Below are 16,341 nucleotides of genomic sequence, written 5' to 3'. Positions count from 1 at the left end.
AAACTGGTGAAAAATACAGTTACTGGATTAAAAAACAGTTATTCATCACTGTAACCGCCCGCACCGGAAACCACCATGCTCGACAACCCCAAACTCACCGCCCGCCAGCAGCAGATTCTGGATCTCATCCAGACCGCTATCGCACGCACCGGCGCGCCTCCCACCCGCGCAGAAATCGCGGCCGAGCTGGGTTTCAAGTCAGCCAACGCGGCCGAAGAACACCTTCAGGCACTGGCCCGTAAAGGGGTGATTGAGCTGGTCAGTGGCACCTCGCGGGGCATCCGCCTGCGCAGCGACACGGTGCGCTCCATCAACGCCGCGCGCGGCAGCCAGTTCAGCCTGCCCATCCCGGGCCTGTCGCAACTGGTCTTGCCTTTGGTGGGACGGGTGGCTGCGGGGTCGCCCATTCTCGCGCAGGAACATGTAGACCAGACCTACAGCGTAGAAAACAGGCTCTTCCAGCACAAGCCCGATTACCTGCTCAAGGTGCGGGGCATGTCCATGCGTGACGCGGGCATCATGGATGGCGATTTGCTGGCCGTTCAGTCCACTCGCGAAGCCCGCAACGGCCAGATCATCGTCGCCCGCCTGGGTGACGACGTCACTGTCAAGCGCCTTCGCCGCACCGCCAACGCCATTGAATTGTTGCCCGAAAACCCAGACTATCCCGTGATCGTGGTGCAGCCGGGTGAGCCCTTCGAGATCGAAGGCCTGGCAGTGGGCCTTATCCGCAACACCATGCTGATGTAGCACGCGCTCAGGGGCCGCACCGTGGGTGGCGGGCGTTTGGTGGACAGATTCTGATCAGTACACCAGCCCTGCGATGCGGGTCCCGTTGAGTGCCAACAACTCCCAAGCTATGTGTGATGAATCGGCGGGGCAGCTGCCTGCACCGCAGGGGATGGTCTCGCGCTGCTTTTGGGTGTTCTGGTACTCAGCCACTTTGCAATCCTGCCTATGTTCAACCCCCGACTTTCGGAGTTTTCACATGGGAATTGCTTTGTTCACCCTTTCTGCCCTGCAGAGCCCTGTTCGCCGCCTCAAAAGGCTGTTTGCGAGTGCGGAGCAAACGCCCGCAGGTAGGACGGTCCTGCTAGCGCAAGCAGTGACGAGAGAGCCCACTGAATTTGGGAATGCATCGCCCTTTATTTCGCAAAGACGGGCTGCAGACGTTGCCGCACTTCATCGTGCTGAACAGCACCAGGGACCACGCGCTCCTCGCGGGAACTGGCCTTTTACGGCCAAACCACCTGCACGAACGCCAGAAAGTCCAGCCCGTTCGCCCGACACACACCGCTCCTTTCTGCCAACGCACATCGCAGGCAGCAAACGGCAAGCTTTCCTATCAGCGGTGGGGACGACATCCTGCAGCCCACGAACAACCAAAGTGCTGCGCCGGACTTCTGATGCCGCAAGTACCGGACGCCTGGTGATTGCAGGCCGCATGGCAGACGTCTGCGCAGAGCTGGACCGTTTGGCGGCATCCGAGGCTCTCAGGGCCTGATTTACTGGACATTGCGGGCGCCTAAGGTGGCAAACGCTCCTGCGTACCGACCACTGTGGCGGCCTCGTCTTCAGACTACGGAGCTACCGCCGATGAGGGGTGTTAGGACCGTCCCCACAGCCCCAAGGCTGGTGCAGAGCCTTACCAGATCTTGATCGACACCAAACACTGACGCCAGCCTGCGCCAATCGTGCGGTCGTGCGAAGTGATGCGGCTATTTCCGGTATCTGCGCAGCACTCCGTCACCAAAAATTGGAGACTTTGGCTTGCCCACAGGGCTCAGGTGGCTCTTCCCTGCGCCCGCCAAGGCACAATGTCGGGATGAACATTGTGATCCTCGACGATTACCAGGATGCAGTGCGCAAGCTGCATTGCGCATCGCGGCTCGACGCATACACCGCCAAGGTCTACACCAACACAGTCAAGGGGCTGGGGCAGCTTTCGGTGCGGCTCAAAGATGCAGACATTATCGTGCTGATCCGTGAACGGACCCAGATCACGCGCCAATTGGTCGAGAAGCTCCCTCGGCTCAAGCTCATTGCACAAACCGGCAAGATTGGCAGCCACATTGATGTGGCGGCATGTACCGAGCGCGGCATTGCCGTGGCAGAGGGGGTGGGGTCCCCTGTGGCACCGGCTGAGCTGACCTGGGCCCTGGTGATGGCCTCCATGCGCCGACTGCCCCAGTACATCTCCAACCTCAAGCATGGCGCCTGGCAGCAGTCTGGTCTCAAGACCGCCTCGATGCCTGCCAACTTCGGGATTGGCAACGTGCTGAGGGGGAAGACCCTGGGTATCTGGGGCTATGGCCGCATTGGTCAATTGGTGGCTGGGTACGGACGCGCGTTTGGCATGAACGTGCGCGTCTGGGGCCGTGAAGCATCGCGCGCGCAGGCGCTGACAGACGGTTATCAGGCTGCGGCCACGCGGGAAGAGTTCTTCTCGCAATGCGACGTGATCTCTTTGCACCTGCGCCTGAACGACGAGACGCGCGGCATCATCTCGCTCGAAGATCTCTCGTGCATGAAGCCCACTTCGCTGCTGGTCAATACATCACGTGCAGAACTGATCGAGCCGGACGCACTGATCGCGGCCCTCAACCGGGGTCGTCCAGGCCTGGCAGCGGTGGATGTGTTCGAGAGCGAACCCATCCTGCAAGGCCATGCCCTGCTCCGTCTCGAAAACTGCATCTGCACGCCACATATCGGGTACGTGGAGCAGGACAGCTATGAGCTATACTTTGGTGCAGCTTTTGACAACGTGGTGAACTTCATCAAAGGCACACCCACCAACATCGTGAACCCGGGCTCACTGCAGGTGAGGCGCTAACGGCTAGTGCTCATCTGCCAACTCCAATTAAGGAATTGGCTACGCGCGTGACCCGTCCTGGAATAGGTTGACACCTATGCGGGACTGAGCCCTAGCCGTAGTTGGCTTGCAAGAGACGCCCGGTGCACCGCATCGGGCGTTTTGTATTCTAGGGACAGGTGGGGCCGTTGCTCGTTGTACATGCGCACTGACTCCCTCACCATGGTCCTGGCTTGCTCCAGGTTTGCGGGGCGGTGCAGCAGGAATTCCATCTTCAGGATGCCGTTGATCCGTTCTGCCAAGGCATTCTGGTGGCAGTCGTACCCATCGGTCATCGAGCAGGTGATCGCATGGAGAGCATGGATGCGCTGGTACTGTGCCGAACAGTACGGGATGCCCCGATCGGAGTGGTGCACCAGTCGCTGGCTGGTCTGCCGGTAGCGCAGGGCCATTTTCAGCGCCTGGCTGACCTGGGCAGTTTCCAGCCCTTCATGTACGTGCCAGCCCACGATCTTGCGGGAATAGGTATCCGTTACCAGGCTCAGGTAAGCAGGCTTTTCTTTGGTAGGCAGGTACGTAATATCGGCCACCCACAGCTGTTCGCAGCCGCTAGGCGCCACCTTGGTCGCGGCCTCTTTGAGCAGGTTGGGATGACGCCGGAAGCGATGGTGGCTGTTAGTTCTCTTGTGGTACGACCGTTTGGGCAAGACCAGCATCCGTTCGTGACGCAGGATGTCGAACAAAGCATCACGACCGAGCTTGATGCCCGCGTGCTGCAGCGGCGCCTTCAGGATGAAGTGCAGCTTGCGTGTGCCGATGCGCGGCTGGTGCCGCCGCTTCTCATCGACCATGGCCACCACGCTGGCCCGTTGCTCATCTCGCAGCCGCTGACAGGCCAGGGCCTTGTAGTGCGCCTGCCGGCTGATACCCATGTACTGGCAAGCCCTCACAACGCTCAGCCCTTAGACAAGCTTTTCTTGGAGGACTTGCCAGCAGGCTTTTTTGTGACGGTTACCCCATGGTCGCGCTTAAGCACATGGACCACCGCCTCGAAGAACTGCGCTTTCCCCTACACCTGCTTCAGCTGCACTTCCAGCATCCTTGATGCGCTGCTCGGGTGTCAGCGGCTTGACGGGCTCTTGCATGGGGACGGCTCCTTTGGAGCCCGATGATGCAGCCCTCCAGTCTTAGCGGCCATGCTTGCGCAGCCAGACCAATACGGTCGAGGCCCCCTGGATCCCGTAGCGCTCCTGAGCTTGCCCGTACGTCAGCTCCCCTCTTTCTACCTGATCCACCACTGCCAGCTTAAAGGCCAGCGTGTAGTCCTTCTGCGTTCTCTTAACCCATTGATCCATTTGACTTTCCTTTCCGATGAACAGAAAGGTGTCAACCTCATTCAGGACGAGTCAGCGACAACAAAAAGGCTTCCCGAGGGAAGCCTTTTTTGATGGCTGCAGGGCATTGCACCCTGCAGCAGCGAGCCACACTCCAATTACAGAGGTGTCTTCTTGCCGTCCTTGTAGACGTACAGCGTGATGGCTGGGTTCTTCATTTCGCCGTTGGGCTCGAAGGCGATGGTAGAAGTCACGCCCTTGAAGTTGGCCTTAGCCAGTTCGTTCACGTACACCTTGGGGTCCACGGAGTTGGCGCGCTTCATGGCGTCCACCAGCAGGAACGTGGCGTCATAGGTGTAGGGGCTGTAGACCTGGAACTGGCCAGGGTACTTGGCGTCGTACTTGGCCTTCCAGGCGGTGCCGCCAGGCATCTTGGCCAGCGAGGAGCCGCCTTCGGCGCAGATCACGTTGGCCAGGGTCTTGGCGCCAGCAGCCAGCTTGGCGATTTCAGACGTGCAAACGCCGTCACCACCGAAGTACTTGACGTTGGCCATGCCCAGTTGCTCCATCTGGCGCAGCATGGGACCGGCTTGAGGGTCCATGCCGCCGTAGAAGATAGCGTCGGGGTTCTTGGCCTTGATGGCGGTCAAGATCGCCATGAAGTCGGTGGCCTTGTCGGTCGTGAACTGCTCGTCCACCACCTTCATGCCCTTGGCCGTAGCGGTCTTCTTGAACACGTCGGCAACGCCTTGGCCGTAAGCCGTACGGTCATCGATGATCGCAACGGTCTTGAGCTTCAGCGTGTCCACAGCGTAGAACGCCAAACCAGCGCCCAGGGCGTTGTCGTTGGCGATGATACGGAACGTGGTCTTGTAGCCAGGCTTGGTCAGGTTGGGGTTGGTTGCAGCGCCCGTCACCATGGGGATGCCGCAATCGTTGTACACCTTGGAGGCGGGAATCGTGGTACCGGAGTTGAGGTGGCCGACAACGCCAACGACCTTGGAGTCGCACAGCTTTTGTGCGGCAGCAGTGCCCTGCTTTGGATCGGCAGCGTCATCTTCAGCCTGCAGCTCGAATTTGATCTTCTTGCCGCCGATGGTGACGCCTTGAGCGTTCAGCTCTTCAATGGCCATGCGGGCGCCATTTTCGTTGTCCTTGCCGTAGTGGGCTTGGGCGCCGGAAACCGGAGCCACGTGGCCGATCTTGACCACCTGCTCTTGTGCAGAGGCCACACCAGCAACAGCCGCGATAGCAGCAACCACGGTCAGTTTCAACTTCAATTGCATATCAAATCTCCAGTAAAGATAAACGCTGAGAATCTTCTTGTGTCTCAACGCAGGCGAACATATCGCAATTTACGGGCCAGATCATTAGGGAACACGATTAAACGCGAGAGAAACCACAGGGGAATACCCTGTCATCCCTTTGGCGGAGGCGGCGCACCACTGGCCAACTCGTCAGCCACGGCTTCATACACCGCATGCCGAACCACTGATTCGATCTCTTCGCGCAGGCGTGGCAGTACCGAACGCGTCTGCTCCTGCACCACTGTGGCGATTGCCTCGCGAAGGCGCTGATCGAGCACCACATCCACACGCTGCATGACGCGGTGCACCATGTATTCCTCCATCCCTTCGGGCAAAGCGCGGGCTGCAACAGGCGCGGACACCGGAGGCATCCCTACGGAAGTGGCCGCAGCGAAGGTTGATGGGCGTTGCTGGGCAGATGAAGCCGCAGCGCGAGACGCTTGAGGAGAAACCACCGGTGGTGGCGCAACCAAGGGCGGAGCGACAGGACGCGCCACAGCGACTGGCGCACTGCCCTGTTGCATCGGAGCAGGCCGCACTGCGGGCGGAGCTGCCTTTGCAAGCGCAGCCGACTGCGATGGAGAAAGAACTGTCATACGCGCTGCTGGATTCGTAGCGCCCTGCGCCGGGGATGCGGCGTCGGGCACTTGCACCACTTCGGTGAGCGTGGGTACGAAACGCGGAGGGGTCTTGGGGGGGAGCGCCATCAGCCCGCTTTCAGCACCAGATCGTGGCGGGTAATGGCATAGCCGCGGGACGCGTAATGGCGCCACCGCGTGCGCGCCTGGGCACGGTCGGCTTCGTCCTGGGCACTCACGACTTCCACCAGGCGGTCAAACCGGCCAAAACCCTCGGGCACTTCTGCATGAAGATTCAGCAAGACTTCGTGGTGCGGCGCCAAGCGTGCATCTTGCGCCAGCAATACCGGCGAAGCCTGAACCAGCTCTTCGTCAGCATCGGCGTGGCAATGGGCCACAAAGTCCTGGGGGGCCATCAGCCAGAGCATGCGGTCCAGCGTCTGGAGCGCGTCCGCCGGCGCTGCGATGACCAGGCGGGCTCCGCTGCGCTGCACCTTGCGCGAGAACCGGCATGCATACGCCAGCTTGTCGGGCGCATTGAAGTGAAAGGCCACATCGGTCATGGCACGGTCAGGCAGACTTGCTGCCAGCGGGCCGCTTAGCGGCAGGCTTGCGGGCAGTGCCCGTAGCCGCCTTGCTGGTCGCAGAGCGCGACGTGGACTTAGGGGCCTTTGCCGTACGGACCTGCGACCTGGACTGTTCGAGCACATAGTGCACCAGCAGACCCACGGGCCGGCCGGTAGAACCCTTGGCCGCGCCGCCTTTCCACGCGGTGCCTGCAATGTCCAAGTGCGCCCATGGCATGTCGCCCACGAACTTTTGCAAGAACTTGGCTGCAGTGATGGAACCGCCCGCACGGCCAGCCACATTGCCCATGTCGGCAAAGTTGCTCTTGAGGCCGTCCGCATAGTCGTCATCCAGGGGCATGCGCCAGCAAAGGTCTTGCGCGGCTTCGCCGGCCGCCTGCAAAGACTCCGCCAGACCATCGTTGTTGGCGAACAGGCCGCTGCGCACGCCGCCCAACGCGATCACGCAGGCACCCGTCAGTGTGGCGATATCCACCACCGCGGCAGGCTTGAATCGCGCGGCGTAGGTCAACGCATCGCACAACACCAGGCGCCCTTCTGCATCGGTGTTCAAAATCTCGATGGTCTGCCCGCTCATGCTGGTGACCACATCACCCGGCTTGACGGCGCGCCCGTCGGGCATGTTTTCGCACGCGGGGATCAGGCCCACCACATTGACGGCAGGCTGCAACTCTCCCAGCGCGCGGAAGGTGCCCAGCACGCTGGCAGCGCCGCACATGTCGAACTTCATCTCGTCCATCTCGGGCGCGGGCTTGATCGAGATACCGCCGGTGTCAAAGGTGATGCCTTTGCCCACCAGAACGATGGGCGCCTGGTCCTTGGCCGCGCCGTTGTAGCGCAGCTCGATGAAACGCAGCGGCTCTTCAGAGCCCTTGGCCACCGCCATGAAAGCGCCCATGCCTAGGCGCGCCACCTCTGCGGGGCCATGCACCTTGCACTGGATGCGTGGCAGCTTGGCGAGGGTTTTGGCCGCGTCAGCCAGCAGGCTGGGGGTGGCATGGTTGGCCGGGCGGTTGCCCCATTCCCGCGCAAACTCCACGCCAGCCACCAAGGCCACACCGCTGTCAAACCCGTCACGCGCGCTGGCCGCATCCGGCACGCCCACCACGCAGCGGCTCAGGCTGCGTGCCTCCACCTTGGTCTTGGTGGTGGTGTACACATAGCTCACGTCTGCCACGGCCTGAACAGCAGCGCTGACGGCCGCCGCCTGGGCCTCGCCCGCGAAACACAGCACCACGCGCTTGGTGTGTGGCGCCTTGATGGCGCCGCCTAGCGACTGCAGCGCCTGGCGCGTTGCGCGCGCCGAGCCATCACCTAAGCCCACCAGCACCACGCGGCGGGCTGCGACGGCAGGCACCTGGTAGAGCTGCAGGTGTTTACCGGCTTTGGTGGTCAGATCTCCGTTCTTGAGCGCCAGGGCTGCCAGGGCAGACAGCGCGTCCTTGCCCGGCTTGAAGCCCTCGGGAAGCAGGACGATCAGCAGGTCACATTTCTCCGAGGCTGCCGCAGCAAGTTCAAGGGTCTTGAGATCAAAGTTCATAATTGGTGTTTTCCTTCCAGCCAATGTTATTCGATTCATCCATCCGCAAGGAGCTGGCGCGCAGCTTCGGCGCGACCCTTGTGGTGCTGGTGACCGTGGTCATGACCATGATGCTCATCCGCACGCTGGGCCAGGCCTCCAAGGGCAGCGTCAGCCCGTCCGACGTGATGCTCGTCATGGGCTTCACCGTCTTGGGGCAATTGCCCACCATTCTCAGCCTCAGTCTGTTCATTGCGGTGGTCGGCACGCTATCGCGCATGTACCGCGACAGCGAAATGGTGATCTGGTTCGCCAGCGGGCGCGGCCTCATCAGTCTGGTGCGACCCCTGCTGCGCTTTGCCTGGCCGGTGATGGTGGTGATTGCCGTACTGTCGCTGCTGGTGTGGCCCTGGGCCAACTCCCAGATCCAGGAGCTCAAGACCCGCTACGAGCAGCGCAGCGACATCGACCGCATTGCACCGGGCGAGTTCCAGGAGTCGTCCAACGGCAGCCGGGTGTTCTTCATCGAAAAGGACACCCCCGACACGCAGGCCGCCAACAACGTCTTCATTGCCGCCAATGACGGCAAACGCGAATCCGTCACCTCCGCCCGCAGCGCCCGGCTGGAGACCCAGGGCGGTGAACGCATGGCCCTGCTGAGCGACGGTCAGCGCCTGGAGACCTCGCGGGACAAGCCAGGCGTGAAGATCAGCGAGTTCAGCCTGTACGGCACCCGCATCGGTAGTGCAGCCCCAGGTGCGGCGGAAGAACTGGCGGTGAAGACACGCACGACCTACGACCTCGTGATGCGGCCGGTGCCGGCCTACCGCGCCGAGCTGGGCTGGCGCCTCGGCCTGGCACTGGCCGCGCTCAACTTTGTGCTGCTGGGTCTGGCCGTGGCCAGCGTCAACCCACGCGCAGCGCGCAGCACGAGCATGGTGTTTGCGCTGTTTGCCTTCATCGTTTACTACAACCTCATGACCCTGGGCCAGAGCTGGGTGGGCGCGGACCGGCTGGGCCTGACCAGTTTCATGCTGCTGCTGCACGGCGGCATGCTGACGGCCTCACTGCTGGTGCTTGCTGTCCGACACAACCAATGGACGATGGGCCGGCTATGGCAGTCCCTGCGCACCGGAGGGCAGTCCGCATGAAAACCATCCGCCGCCTGATCCACCGTGAGGCGCTGGGCGCCGTCACCTTCGTCACTGTGGGCTTTCTGGCCCTGTTCTTCTTTTTTGACCTGGTGGATGAGCTCCGCTGGGTGGGCCGTGCGGGGGAGGATGGCTACCAGCTATCGCACGCGCTGCTGTTTGTGGTGCTCAGCATTCCCAGCCATCTGTATGAACTGCTGCCCATCACCGTGCTGATCGGCACCATCTTTGTGATGGCCCGCCTGGCCCAAAGCTCGGAGTTCACCATCATGCGCACCAGCGGCATGGGCCCCTGGCGGGCGCTGCGCACCCTGCTCACGCTGGGTGGCGTCTTCGTGCTGCTGACCTTTGCTGTCGGTGACTACCTGGCCCCCCTGACGGACCGCACCGCCCAGCTCATCAAGGTGCGCTACCTGGGGCGGCTGACAGCTGGGGCCACGGGCGCATGGCTCAAAGAGCGGCAGGAAGACCACTCCTTTGCCGTCAACGTGCGCGCGCTCACCCCCAATGGCGGCATGCTGGACGTGCGCATCTTCGAGTTTGACGACAAGGGCCGCCTGGCGTCGCAGACGCGGGCCGCGTCAGGGCAGTTCGGCTCGGATGGAGCGTGGACCCTGGAGAAGGTGCAGCGTAGTCACTTTGAACAGCAAAGCGACAAGAACGAGGCCCGCGTGGAGCACCTGGAAAGCCCCTCCCTGCAGTGGCCGACCAAGATCAGTGCCGACATGGTGGCAGCCTCTTTGCTCAAGCCCGACCGCATGGCCACCCTGGACCTCTTTCAGTTCATTCGGCACCTGAACGCCAACGGCCAGTCCGCCCAGAAGTACGAGATCGAGTTCTGGCGCAAGGTGTTCTACCCCTTGAGCTGTCTGGTGATGGTGGTGCTGGCGCTGCCTTTTGCGTACCTGCATTTCCGCTCGGGCGGCATCGCGGGCTACGTGTTCGGCGGCGTGATGGCGGGCATCAGCTTCTTCCTGCTCAACAACGTCTTTGGCTATGCGGGCAACCTGCAAAACTGGTCGCCATGGCTGACAGCGGCGGCGCCCGGCCTGATCTACTCCCTGCTCTCGCTGGCGGCCTTTGGCTGGCTGGTGCTGAGACGCTGACACCCTGACCTCGCCCCGACCCATGACCCACGCCATCGTCCTGTTTGCCCACGGGTCCCGAGACACCCTGTGGCGCGCCCCCATGGAGGCAGTCGCAACGCGCATTGCCTCCCAAAGTCCGGACCGCCGGGCCATCTGTGCCTACCTGGAACTGTGTGAACCCGCCCTGCCGGACGCCGTCCGGCAATTGGTGGCCGATGGGGCCACCGTCGTCACAGTGGTTCCGATGTTTCTGGGCACCGGCAAACACGCCCGGGAGGATTTGCCCCTGCTGGTGCAGGAGCTGCGCACCACCCACCCCGCCGTGCAATTCCACGTCCAGGCCGCCATAGGGGAGGATCCACGCATGACGGCCTTGATGGCAGAGATCGCCTGCGAAAGCCCGCCGCTCTGAAATTTCTGGGGTGCGGTTCATTCGCTTAGACGACTGCAGCATAATGATGCAATCCTTTAGGCGATATTCGATATGAATCTGCACCAATTCCGCTTCGTTCAAGAGGCTGCGCGCCGCAACCTCAACCTGACCGAGGCCGCCAAGGCCCTGCATACCTCGCAGCCAGGCGTCTCCAAAGCCATCATCGAGCTGGAAGAAGAACTGGGCGTTGACATCTTCGCCCGGCACGGCAAACGCCTCAAGCGCATCACCGAGCCCGGCCAGCATGTGCTCAAAAGCATCGAAGTCATAATGCGCGAGGTGGGTAACCTGAAGCGCATTGGCGAGCAGTTCAGCGCGCAAGACAGCGGAACCCTCAGCATCGCCACCACCCACACCCAGGCGCGCTATGTGCTACCGGTGCCTGTGGCCCGCCTGCGCGAGGCCTACCCCAAGGTCAACGTGAGCCTGCACCAGGCCACGCCGCACGAAGTGGCCCGCATGATCATCGACGAGGTGGCCGAGATCGGCATGGCCACCGAATCCCTGGCCGACTACCCCGAACTCGTCACCCTGCCCTGCTACGAATGGCAGCACGTGCTGGTGGTGCCCAACGACCACCCTCTGGCGCAAAAGGAACGCATCGGTCTGGACGACCTCGCGCACGAAGCGCTGATCACCTACCACCCCTCATTCACCGGGCGCGGCAAGATCGACCACGCCTTCGCAGCGCGCAAGCTCACGCCCCGCATCGTGCTCGAAGCCATCGACTCTGACGTGATCAAGACCTATGTGCGCCTGGGCCTGGGCATCGGCATCGTGGCCGAGATGGCCATGCGCGATGACCCGGTGGGCGACCTGGCCGTGCGCCCCGTGGGCCACCTGTTCGGGCAGAGCGTGGCCCGCGTGGCCTTCAAGCGCGGCGCCTACCTGCGCAACTTTGTCTACAAGTTTGCCGAGCTGCTCAGCGACCGCCTGAGCCGCGAGCTGATTGCCCGCGCGATGACGGGCCATGTCAACGACTACGAGCTGTGACCTCCGTCCAGCCCCAGAAGCACCCTGAACCCTTCCAGAATTTCCTCGTTTTCCACGCTGCTGCGCCATGACCTCCACCACCGCCCGCACACCCGCCTTCCCCAGCAAGCTGCCCAACGTCGGCACCACCATCTTCACCGTGATGTCGGCGCTGGCCACCGAACACAAGGCGGTGAACCTGGGCCAGGGCTTTCCTGACTTTGAATGCGCGCCCGAGCTGGTGAACGCCGTCACCGCCGCCATGCAAGCCGGCCACAACCAGTACCCGCCCATGACCGGTGTGCCCGCCCTGCGCGAAGCCGTGGCCCGCAAGATCGAGGCGCTGCACGGGCGCGCCTACAACCCCAACACCGAAATCACCATCACGGCTGGCGCCACGCAGGCCATCATCACCGCCATCCTGGCCATCGTGCACGCGGGCGACGAGGTGATCGTGCTCGACCCCTGCTACGACAGCTATGTACCGAACATCGAGCTGGCCGGTGGCAAGGCCGTACGCGTACCGCTCACGCCCGGCACCTTCCGCCCTGACTTTGCCAAGATCAGCGCGGCCATCACGCCCCGCACCCGCGCCATCCTCGTCAACAGCCCGCACAACCCCAGCGCCACCATCTGGACGGCCGAGGAAATGCGCCAGTTGGAAGACCTGCTCGCCCCCACCGACATCCTGCTCATCAGCGACGAGGTGTACGAACACATGGTGTTCGACGGTGCCGAGCACCAGAGCGCCGCACGCTTTCCCGGCCTCGCCGCGCGTGCCTTCATCGTGTCGAGCTTTGGCAAGACCTTCCATGTCACCGGCTGGAAGGTCGGCACCGTGGCCGCCCCCGCGGCCCTGACGGCCGAGTTCCGCAAGGTGCACCAGTTCAACGTGTTCACCGTCAACACCCCCGTGCAGCACGGGCTGGCTGCCTACCTGCAAGACCCCACGCCCTACCTGCAGCTGCCCGCGTTCTACCAGGCCAAGCGCGACCTGTTCCGCGAGGGCTTGGCAGGCTCGCGTTTCAAGCTGCTGCCCAGCACGGGCAGTTACTTCCAGTGCGTGGACATTTCGGCGATCAGCGATTTGAACGAGGCCGATTTCTGCCAGTGGCTCACCCGCGAGGTGGGCGTGGCGGCGATTCCGTTGTCGGCGTTTTATGGCGACGGGTTTGACCAGCGTGTGGTGCGGTTCTGCTTCGCCAAGAAGGACGAGACGCTGCGCGCCGCGCTGGAGCGGCTGCGCAAGCTCTGATCCGCAGGGCCCTCCAGGGCTCTTACTTCGTCTGCCGCGCCAGCCACACCCCCGCAGCCGCCAGCGCCATCCCCGCCAGCGCCCAGCCGCTGAGCGTCTCGCCAAACATCGCCCAGGCGATCAGCGCTGTGGTGGGCGGGGTCAGGTAGAACAGGCTGGCCACATTGACCGCGCCGCCCCGGCGGATGAGCAGGTTCAACAGGCTCACGGCCCCCAGTGAGAGCACCAGCACCAGCCAGCCCAGCGCAAACACAAACTCGCCGGTCCACGATATGGCCATGGATTCGGTGGCGTAGGCGACCGCAGCCATGGCCACCGCACACGGCAGGTACTGGATCACCGAGCCCGTGCGCAAGTCGAACGAGGGGCAAAACCGCTTCTGGTACAGCGTGCCCGCCGTGATGCCCAGCAGCGCGACCACCGCCGGCAGCAGCATGCCCAGCAAAGCACCCGCCGGCACGGTAGCCACCTTGCCGGCCACCACCAGCGCCACGCCGGTGAAGCCCAGGGCCAGGCCCGCCCATTGGGCAGGCCGCACCTTCTCGCCCAGCAAAGCCCCGGCCACCAGGGCTGTCAGCAGCGGCTGCAAGCCCACCACCAGCGCTGTGATGCCCGACGGCAGCCCGTGCCCGATGGCCATGAACACACCGCCCAGGTACACGCCGTGCACCAGCAGGCCCGACACCCCGATGTGCAGCCAGGCCCTGCCCGACGGCGGCCAGGGTGCACGGGCTACGGCCACCACCGCGAGCATGAGCACGATGACGATGGCAAACCGCAGCGCCAGAAAGGTCAGCGGCTCCACATACGGCAGCCCCAGCTTGGCGCCGATAAAGCCGGTGCTCCAGAGCGCCACAAACAGCAGAGGGACGAAAGAATCGAGCGGACTGGAAGCGCTGGGACGGAGCGGTGTGGCCTGGGTCATGGAGAACAGAAGCGTGATGCAGGTTGGGGATGATCGCAGCTTGCGAGCGCTTTTGCTGCAGGCCAATGTGAGCGTTCTCTAATGACCCGTTGGGAGAACGGACAGACCTCAAGGTGCGCCACACCTGCCGGGCGTGCTGACGCCCGAAACCGGTGCGAGAACCAGTAAACCCGCGCTTCAAGGCAAAACTCTGAATAGAAATGGTCTGTAGCGCTTGAATATCATGCGCATACAGCTATAAATTCAATAGCAAACTGTCATACATCTTTCTGCCAACCAGACCTGGCGCCCGCGCATCTTGATGCGATCTTGATACCCCACACCGCACTCTTGCGCCCATCTTGATGCGGCCGTTCCTAGCATCGGTCCATGTCTCAAGGAGGACGCTATGGACTGGATATTGATGGCGGTGGGAGGCCTGCTCTGGCTGGCCGTCTATGGCTTGGCCAAGGGTTGCGCGCTGCTGCAACGCCAAGCACAAGGGGGACGGTCATGACCAGCGGCTGGATGATTCTGGCGGCCGTGCTCGCCGCTGCGCTTTTGGTGTACCTGATCGCCGTACTGCTGCGGCCGGAGGACTTTTCATGAGCACCGGTGCCTGGCTGCAATTGGCGGTGTTTTTGGCACTGCTGCTGGCGCTGGCTTGGCCGCTGGCGCGTTACATCGACACCGTGATGGCCGGCCGCTTTGCGCTGGGACGGAGGCTGGAAGGCCCACTATTCCAACTGGCAGGCGTGCGGCCCGATGAGGAAACCGGCTGGCTGCGCTACACGCTGGGCCTGCTGGTGTTCAATGGCCTGGGCGTGCTGGCGGTGTATGCGCTGCAGCGCTGGCAAGCCGTGCTGCCGCTCAACCCTCAGGGCATGGCTGCGGTGGCACCCGATTCGGCCTTCAACACCGCCATCAGCTTTGTCACCAACACCAACTGGCAAGGCTATGGCGGCGAGAGCACCATGAGCTACCTCACGCAGATGCTGGCGCTGACGGTGCAGAACTTTCTGTCTGCCGCCACGGGCTTGGTGGTGGTCATCGCGCTGGTGCGTGGCTTTTCAAGGCACTCAGCACAATCCATTGGCAATGTGTGGGCCGACCTGACCCGCGCCACGCTGTGGGTGCTGCTGCCCCTGTCGCTGGTGTTGGCCGTGGTGTTTGCAGGCCAGGGCGTGATCCAGAACATGTCGCCTTACACCGAGGTGCAGACGCTGGAGCCCGTGCACTACGACGCGCCCAAGCTCGATGGCGCGGGCCAGCCGGTGTTGGACGCCCAGGGCGCCCCGGTGATGGAACCCGCCACGCAAGCCACGCAGACGCTGGCCATGGGCCCCGTGGCCTCGCAGTTGGCCATCAAGATGCTGGGCACCAACGGTGGCGGCTTCTTCAACGCCAACTCGGCCCACCCGTTCGAGAACCCCTCGGCCGCGAGCAACCTGTTGCAGATGCTGGCGATCTACCTCATCCCCGCCGCGCTGTGCCTGGTGTTTGGCCGCATGGTGGGCGATGAGCGCCAGGGTTGGACGATTCTGGCAACGATGAGTCTGCTCTTCGTGGTCGCAGTGGTAGCCGCCACCGCGTTCGAGCAGCAAGGCAACCCGCTGCTTTCATCGCTGGGTGTGGACCAGGCCGCCAGCGCCTTGCAGGCGGGCGGCAACATGGAAGGCAAAGAAACGCGCTTTGGCATCGCCACCTCGGCCCTGTTCGCAGTGATCACCACAGCCGCCAGCTGCGGCGCGGTGATTGCCATGCACGACAGCTTCACGCCCCTGGGCGGCATGGTGCCCATGGTGCTGATGCAGATGGGAGAAGTGGTGTTTGGCGGTGTCGGCTCGGGCCTGTACGGCATGCTGGTGTTCGCCATCATGGCGGTGTTCATCGCCGGACTGATGATTGGCCGCACGCCCGAGTACCTGGGCAAGAAAATCGAGACGCATGAGATGAAGCTCGTCTCCATCGCCATCCTGGTCACGCCCCTGCTGGTGCTGCTGGGCACGGCCGTGGCGGTGATGAGCGAGGCAGGCCGCGCAGGCCTCTCCAACCCTGGCGCACACGGCTTCAGCCAGGTGCTGTACGCGCTGTCTTCCGCCGCCAACAACAACGGCAGCGCCTTCGCTGGCCTGTCGGCCAACACCCCCTTCTACAACGTGCTGCTGGCCGTGGCCATGTGGTTGGGCCGCTTTGGCGTGATCGTGCCGGTGCTGGCCATGGCTGGGTCCCTCGCCGCCAAGAAGCGCGCTACCGCCACCGATGGCACCTTGCCCACCCACGGCCCGCTGTTTGTGGCGCTGCTGGCGGGCGTGGTGCTGCTGGTGGGGTTGCTGAACTATGTGCCCGCCCTCGCGCTGGGCCCGGTGGTAGAGCATCTCGTGCTCACACCCCGTTAAGA

At 63.1% G+C, this 16,341-nt stretch carries 14 protein-coding genes and 1 pseudogene; 9 read left to right on the top strand and 6 right to left on the bottom strand.

The window, feature by feature from the left end; translation table 11 throughout:
• The first annotated feature begins 75 nt into the window (after positions 1 to 75).
• Together lexA and ACODSM_RS17225 are read left to right on the top strand one after the other, a co-directional pair.
• Complete coding sequence (lexA, locus tag ACODSM_RS17230; RefSeq protein WP_488806314.1) at positions 76 to 750, top strand: transcriptional repressor LexA; 675 nt, start codon at positions 76 to 78, stop codon at positions 748 to 750.
• 1,075 nt (positions 751 to 1,825) lie between these two features.
• Positions 1,826 to 2,833 (top strand): D-2-hydroxyacid dehydrogenase family protein, encoded by a 1,008-nt coding sequence (locus ACODSM_RS17225; RefSeq protein WP_015014252.1) that lies wholly within the window; start codon positions 1,826 to 1,828, stop codon positions 2,831 to 2,833.
• Positions 2,834 to 2,907: 74 nt separating this feature from the next.
• Here the strand turns inward: ACODSM_RS17225 and ACODSM_RS17220 are convergent.
• The 5 genes and pseudogenes from ACODSM_RS17220 to ACODSM_RS17200 all read right to left on the bottom strand — a co-directional run bounded on the left by ACODSM_RS17220 (position 2,908) and on the right by ACODSM_RS17200 (position 8,158).
• Positions 2,908 to 4,167, bottom strand: a pseudogene (locus ACODSM_RS17220) (IS3 family transposase).
• A gap of 137 nt (positions 4,168 to 4,304) precedes the next feature.
• Entirely contained in the window at positions 4,305 to 5,432 is a 1,128-nt protein-coding gene (locus ACODSM_RS17215; protein WP_060984712.1) for a branched-chain amino acid ABC transporter substrate-binding protein, read from the bottom strand.
• A 131-nt stretch (positions 5,433 to 5,563) separates the two neighbouring features.
• Positions 5,564 to 5,815 (bottom strand): hypothetical protein, encoded by a 252-nt coding sequence (locus ACODSM_RS17210; RefSeq protein ID WP_295941249.1) that lies wholly within the window; start codon positions 5,813 to 5,815, stop codon positions 5,564 to 5,566.
• A gap of 344 nt (positions 5,816 to 6,159) precedes the next feature.
• Complete coding sequence (locus ACODSM_RS17205; protein ID WP_488806311.1) at positions 6,160 to 6,594, bottom strand: DNA polymerase III subunit chi; 435 nt, start codon at positions 6,592 to 6,594, stop codon at positions 6,160 to 6,162.
• 7 nt (positions 6,595 to 6,601) lie between these two features.
• Positions 6,602 to 8,158, bottom strand: coding sequence for a leucyl aminopeptidase (locus tag ACODSM_RS17200; protein WP_488806309.1), 1,557 nt, complete (start codon positions 8,156 to 8,158; stop codon positions 6,602 to 6,604).
• A gap of 23 nt (positions 8,159 to 8,181) precedes the next feature.
• On the opposite strand from ACODSM_RS17200, the gene lptF reads away from it, so the two are divergent.
• The 5 genes from lptF (at position 8,182) to ACODSM_RS17175 (ending at position 13,036) form a co-directional block, all read left to right on the top strand.
• On the top strand, positions 8,182 to 9,288 hold the full coding sequence (gene lptF / locus ACODSM_RS17195; protein ID WP_488806307.1) for an LPS export ABC transporter permease LptF: 1,107 nt from the start codon (positions 8,182 to 8,184) through the stop codon (positions 9,286 to 9,288).
• Positions 9,285 to 10,394: an LPS export ABC transporter permease LptG gene (lptG, locus tag ACODSM_RS17190; RefSeq protein ID WP_056062363.1), complete on the top strand. Its 1,110-nt coding sequence runs from the start codon at positions 9,285 to 9,287 to the stop codon at positions 10,392 to 10,394. The genes lptF and lptG overlap by 4 nt, the downstream gene beginning before the upstream one ends.
• Before the next feature lie 22 nt (positions 10,395 to 10,416).
• Positions 10,417 to 10,788, top strand: coding sequence for a sirohydrochlorin chelatase (locus tag ACODSM_RS17185; RefSeq protein ID WP_488806305.1), 372 nt, complete (start codon positions 10,417 to 10,419; stop codon positions 10,786 to 10,788).
• A 72-nt stretch (positions 10,789 to 10,860) separates the two neighbouring features.
• Complete coding sequence (locus tag ACODSM_RS17180; RefSeq protein ID WP_056062356.1) at positions 10,861 to 11,802, top strand: CysB family HTH-type transcriptional regulator; 942 nt, start codon at positions 10,861 to 10,863, stop codon at positions 11,800 to 11,802.
• A 67-nt stretch (positions 11,803 to 11,869) separates the two neighbouring features.
• Positions 11,870 to 13,036: a pyridoxal phosphate-dependent aminotransferase gene (locus ACODSM_RS17175; protein WP_488806303.1), complete on the top strand. Its 1,167-nt coding sequence runs from the start codon at positions 11,870 to 11,872 to the stop codon at positions 13,034 to 13,036.
• A 22-nt stretch (positions 13,037 to 13,058) separates the two neighbouring features.
• On the opposite strand, the gene ACODSM_RS17170 is transcribed toward ACODSM_RS17175, so the two are convergent.
• Positions 13,059 to 13,961, bottom strand: coding sequence for a DMT family transporter (locus ACODSM_RS17170; RefSeq protein ID WP_056062351.1), 903 nt, complete (start codon positions 13,959 to 13,961; stop codon positions 13,059 to 13,061).
• A 492-nt stretch (positions 13,962 to 14,453) separates the two neighbouring features.
• On the opposite strand from ACODSM_RS17170, the gene kdpF reads away from it, so the two are divergent.
• A complete protein-coding gene (kdpF, locus tag ACODSM_RS17165) occupies positions 14,454 to 14,549 on the top strand; it encodes a K(+)-transporting ATPase subunit F (protein WP_056062349.1) in 96 nt (31 codons plus the stop codon).
• Entirely contained in the window at positions 14,546 to 16,339 is a 1,794-nt protein-coding gene (gene kdpA / locus ACODSM_RS17160) for a potassium-transporting ATPase subunit KdpA (RefSeq protein WP_488806300.1), read from the top strand. The genes kdpF and kdpA overlap by 4 nt, the downstream gene beginning before the upstream one ends.
• Positions 16,340 to 16,341: the final 2 nt, after the last annotated feature.

This window comes from Acidovorax sp. FG42, from assembly GCF_057809195.1.
The sequence above is the reverse complement of the archived record's forward strand: the minus strand, read 5'-3'. Positions and strand labels throughout refer to the sequence as shown.

What these genes read in the sequence shown, in the direction of transcription:
- ACODSM_RS17175 (WP_488806303.1), top strand. Translation starts at nt 11,870, where the DNA reads ATGACCTCCACCACCGCCCGCACACCCGCCTTCCCCAGCAAGCTGCCC.
- lptF (WP_488806307.1), top strand. Translation starts at nt 8,182, where the DNA reads ATGTTATTCGATTCATCCATCCGCAAGGAGCTGGCGCGCAGCTTCGGC.
- ACODSM_RS17200 (WP_488806309.1), bottom strand. Translation starts at nt 8,158, where the DNA reads ATGAACTTTGATCTCAAGACCCTTGAACTTGCTGCGGCAGCCTCGGAG.
- lexA (WP_488806314.1), top strand. Translation starts at nt 76, where the DNA reads ATGCTCGACAACCCCAAACTCACCGCCCGCCAGCAGCAGATTCTGGAT.
- ACODSM_RS17205 (WP_488806311.1), bottom strand. Translation starts at nt 6,594, where the DNA reads ATGACCGATGTGGCCTTTCACTTCAATGCGCCCGACAAGCTGGCGTAT.
- ACODSM_RS17170 (WP_056062351.1), bottom strand. Translation starts at nt 13,961, where the DNA reads ATGACCCAGGCCACACCGCTCCGTCCCAGCGCTTCCAGTCCGCTCGAT.
- ACODSM_RS17215 (WP_060984712.1), bottom strand. Translation starts at nt 5,432, where the DNA reads ATGCAATTGAAGTTGAAACTGACCGTGGTTGCTGCTATCGCGGCTGTT.
- lptG (WP_056062363.1), top strand. Translation starts at nt 9,285, where the DNA reads ATGAAAACCATCCGCCGCCTGATCCACCGTGAGGCGCTGGGCGCCGTC.
- kdpA (WP_488806300.1), top strand. Translation starts at nt 14,546, where the DNA reads ATGAGCACCGGTGCCTGGCTGCAATTGGCGGTGTTTTTGGCACTGCTG.
- ACODSM_RS17225 (WP_015014252.1), top strand. Translation starts at nt 1,826, where the DNA reads ATGAACATTGTGATCCTCGACGATTACCAGGATGCAGTGCGCAAGCTG.
- ACODSM_RS17180 (WP_056062356.1), top strand. Translation starts at nt 10,861, where the DNA reads ATGAATCTGCACCAATTCCGCTTCGTTCAAGAGGCTGCGCGCCGCAAC.
- kdpF (WP_056062349.1), top strand. Translation starts at nt 14,454, where the DNA reads ATGACCAGCGGCTGGATGATTCTGGCGGCCGTGCTCGCCGCTGCGCTT.
- ACODSM_RS17185 (WP_488806305.1), top strand. Translation starts at nt 10,417, where the DNA reads ATGACCCACGCCATCGTCCTGTTTGCCCACGGGTCCCGAGACACCCTG.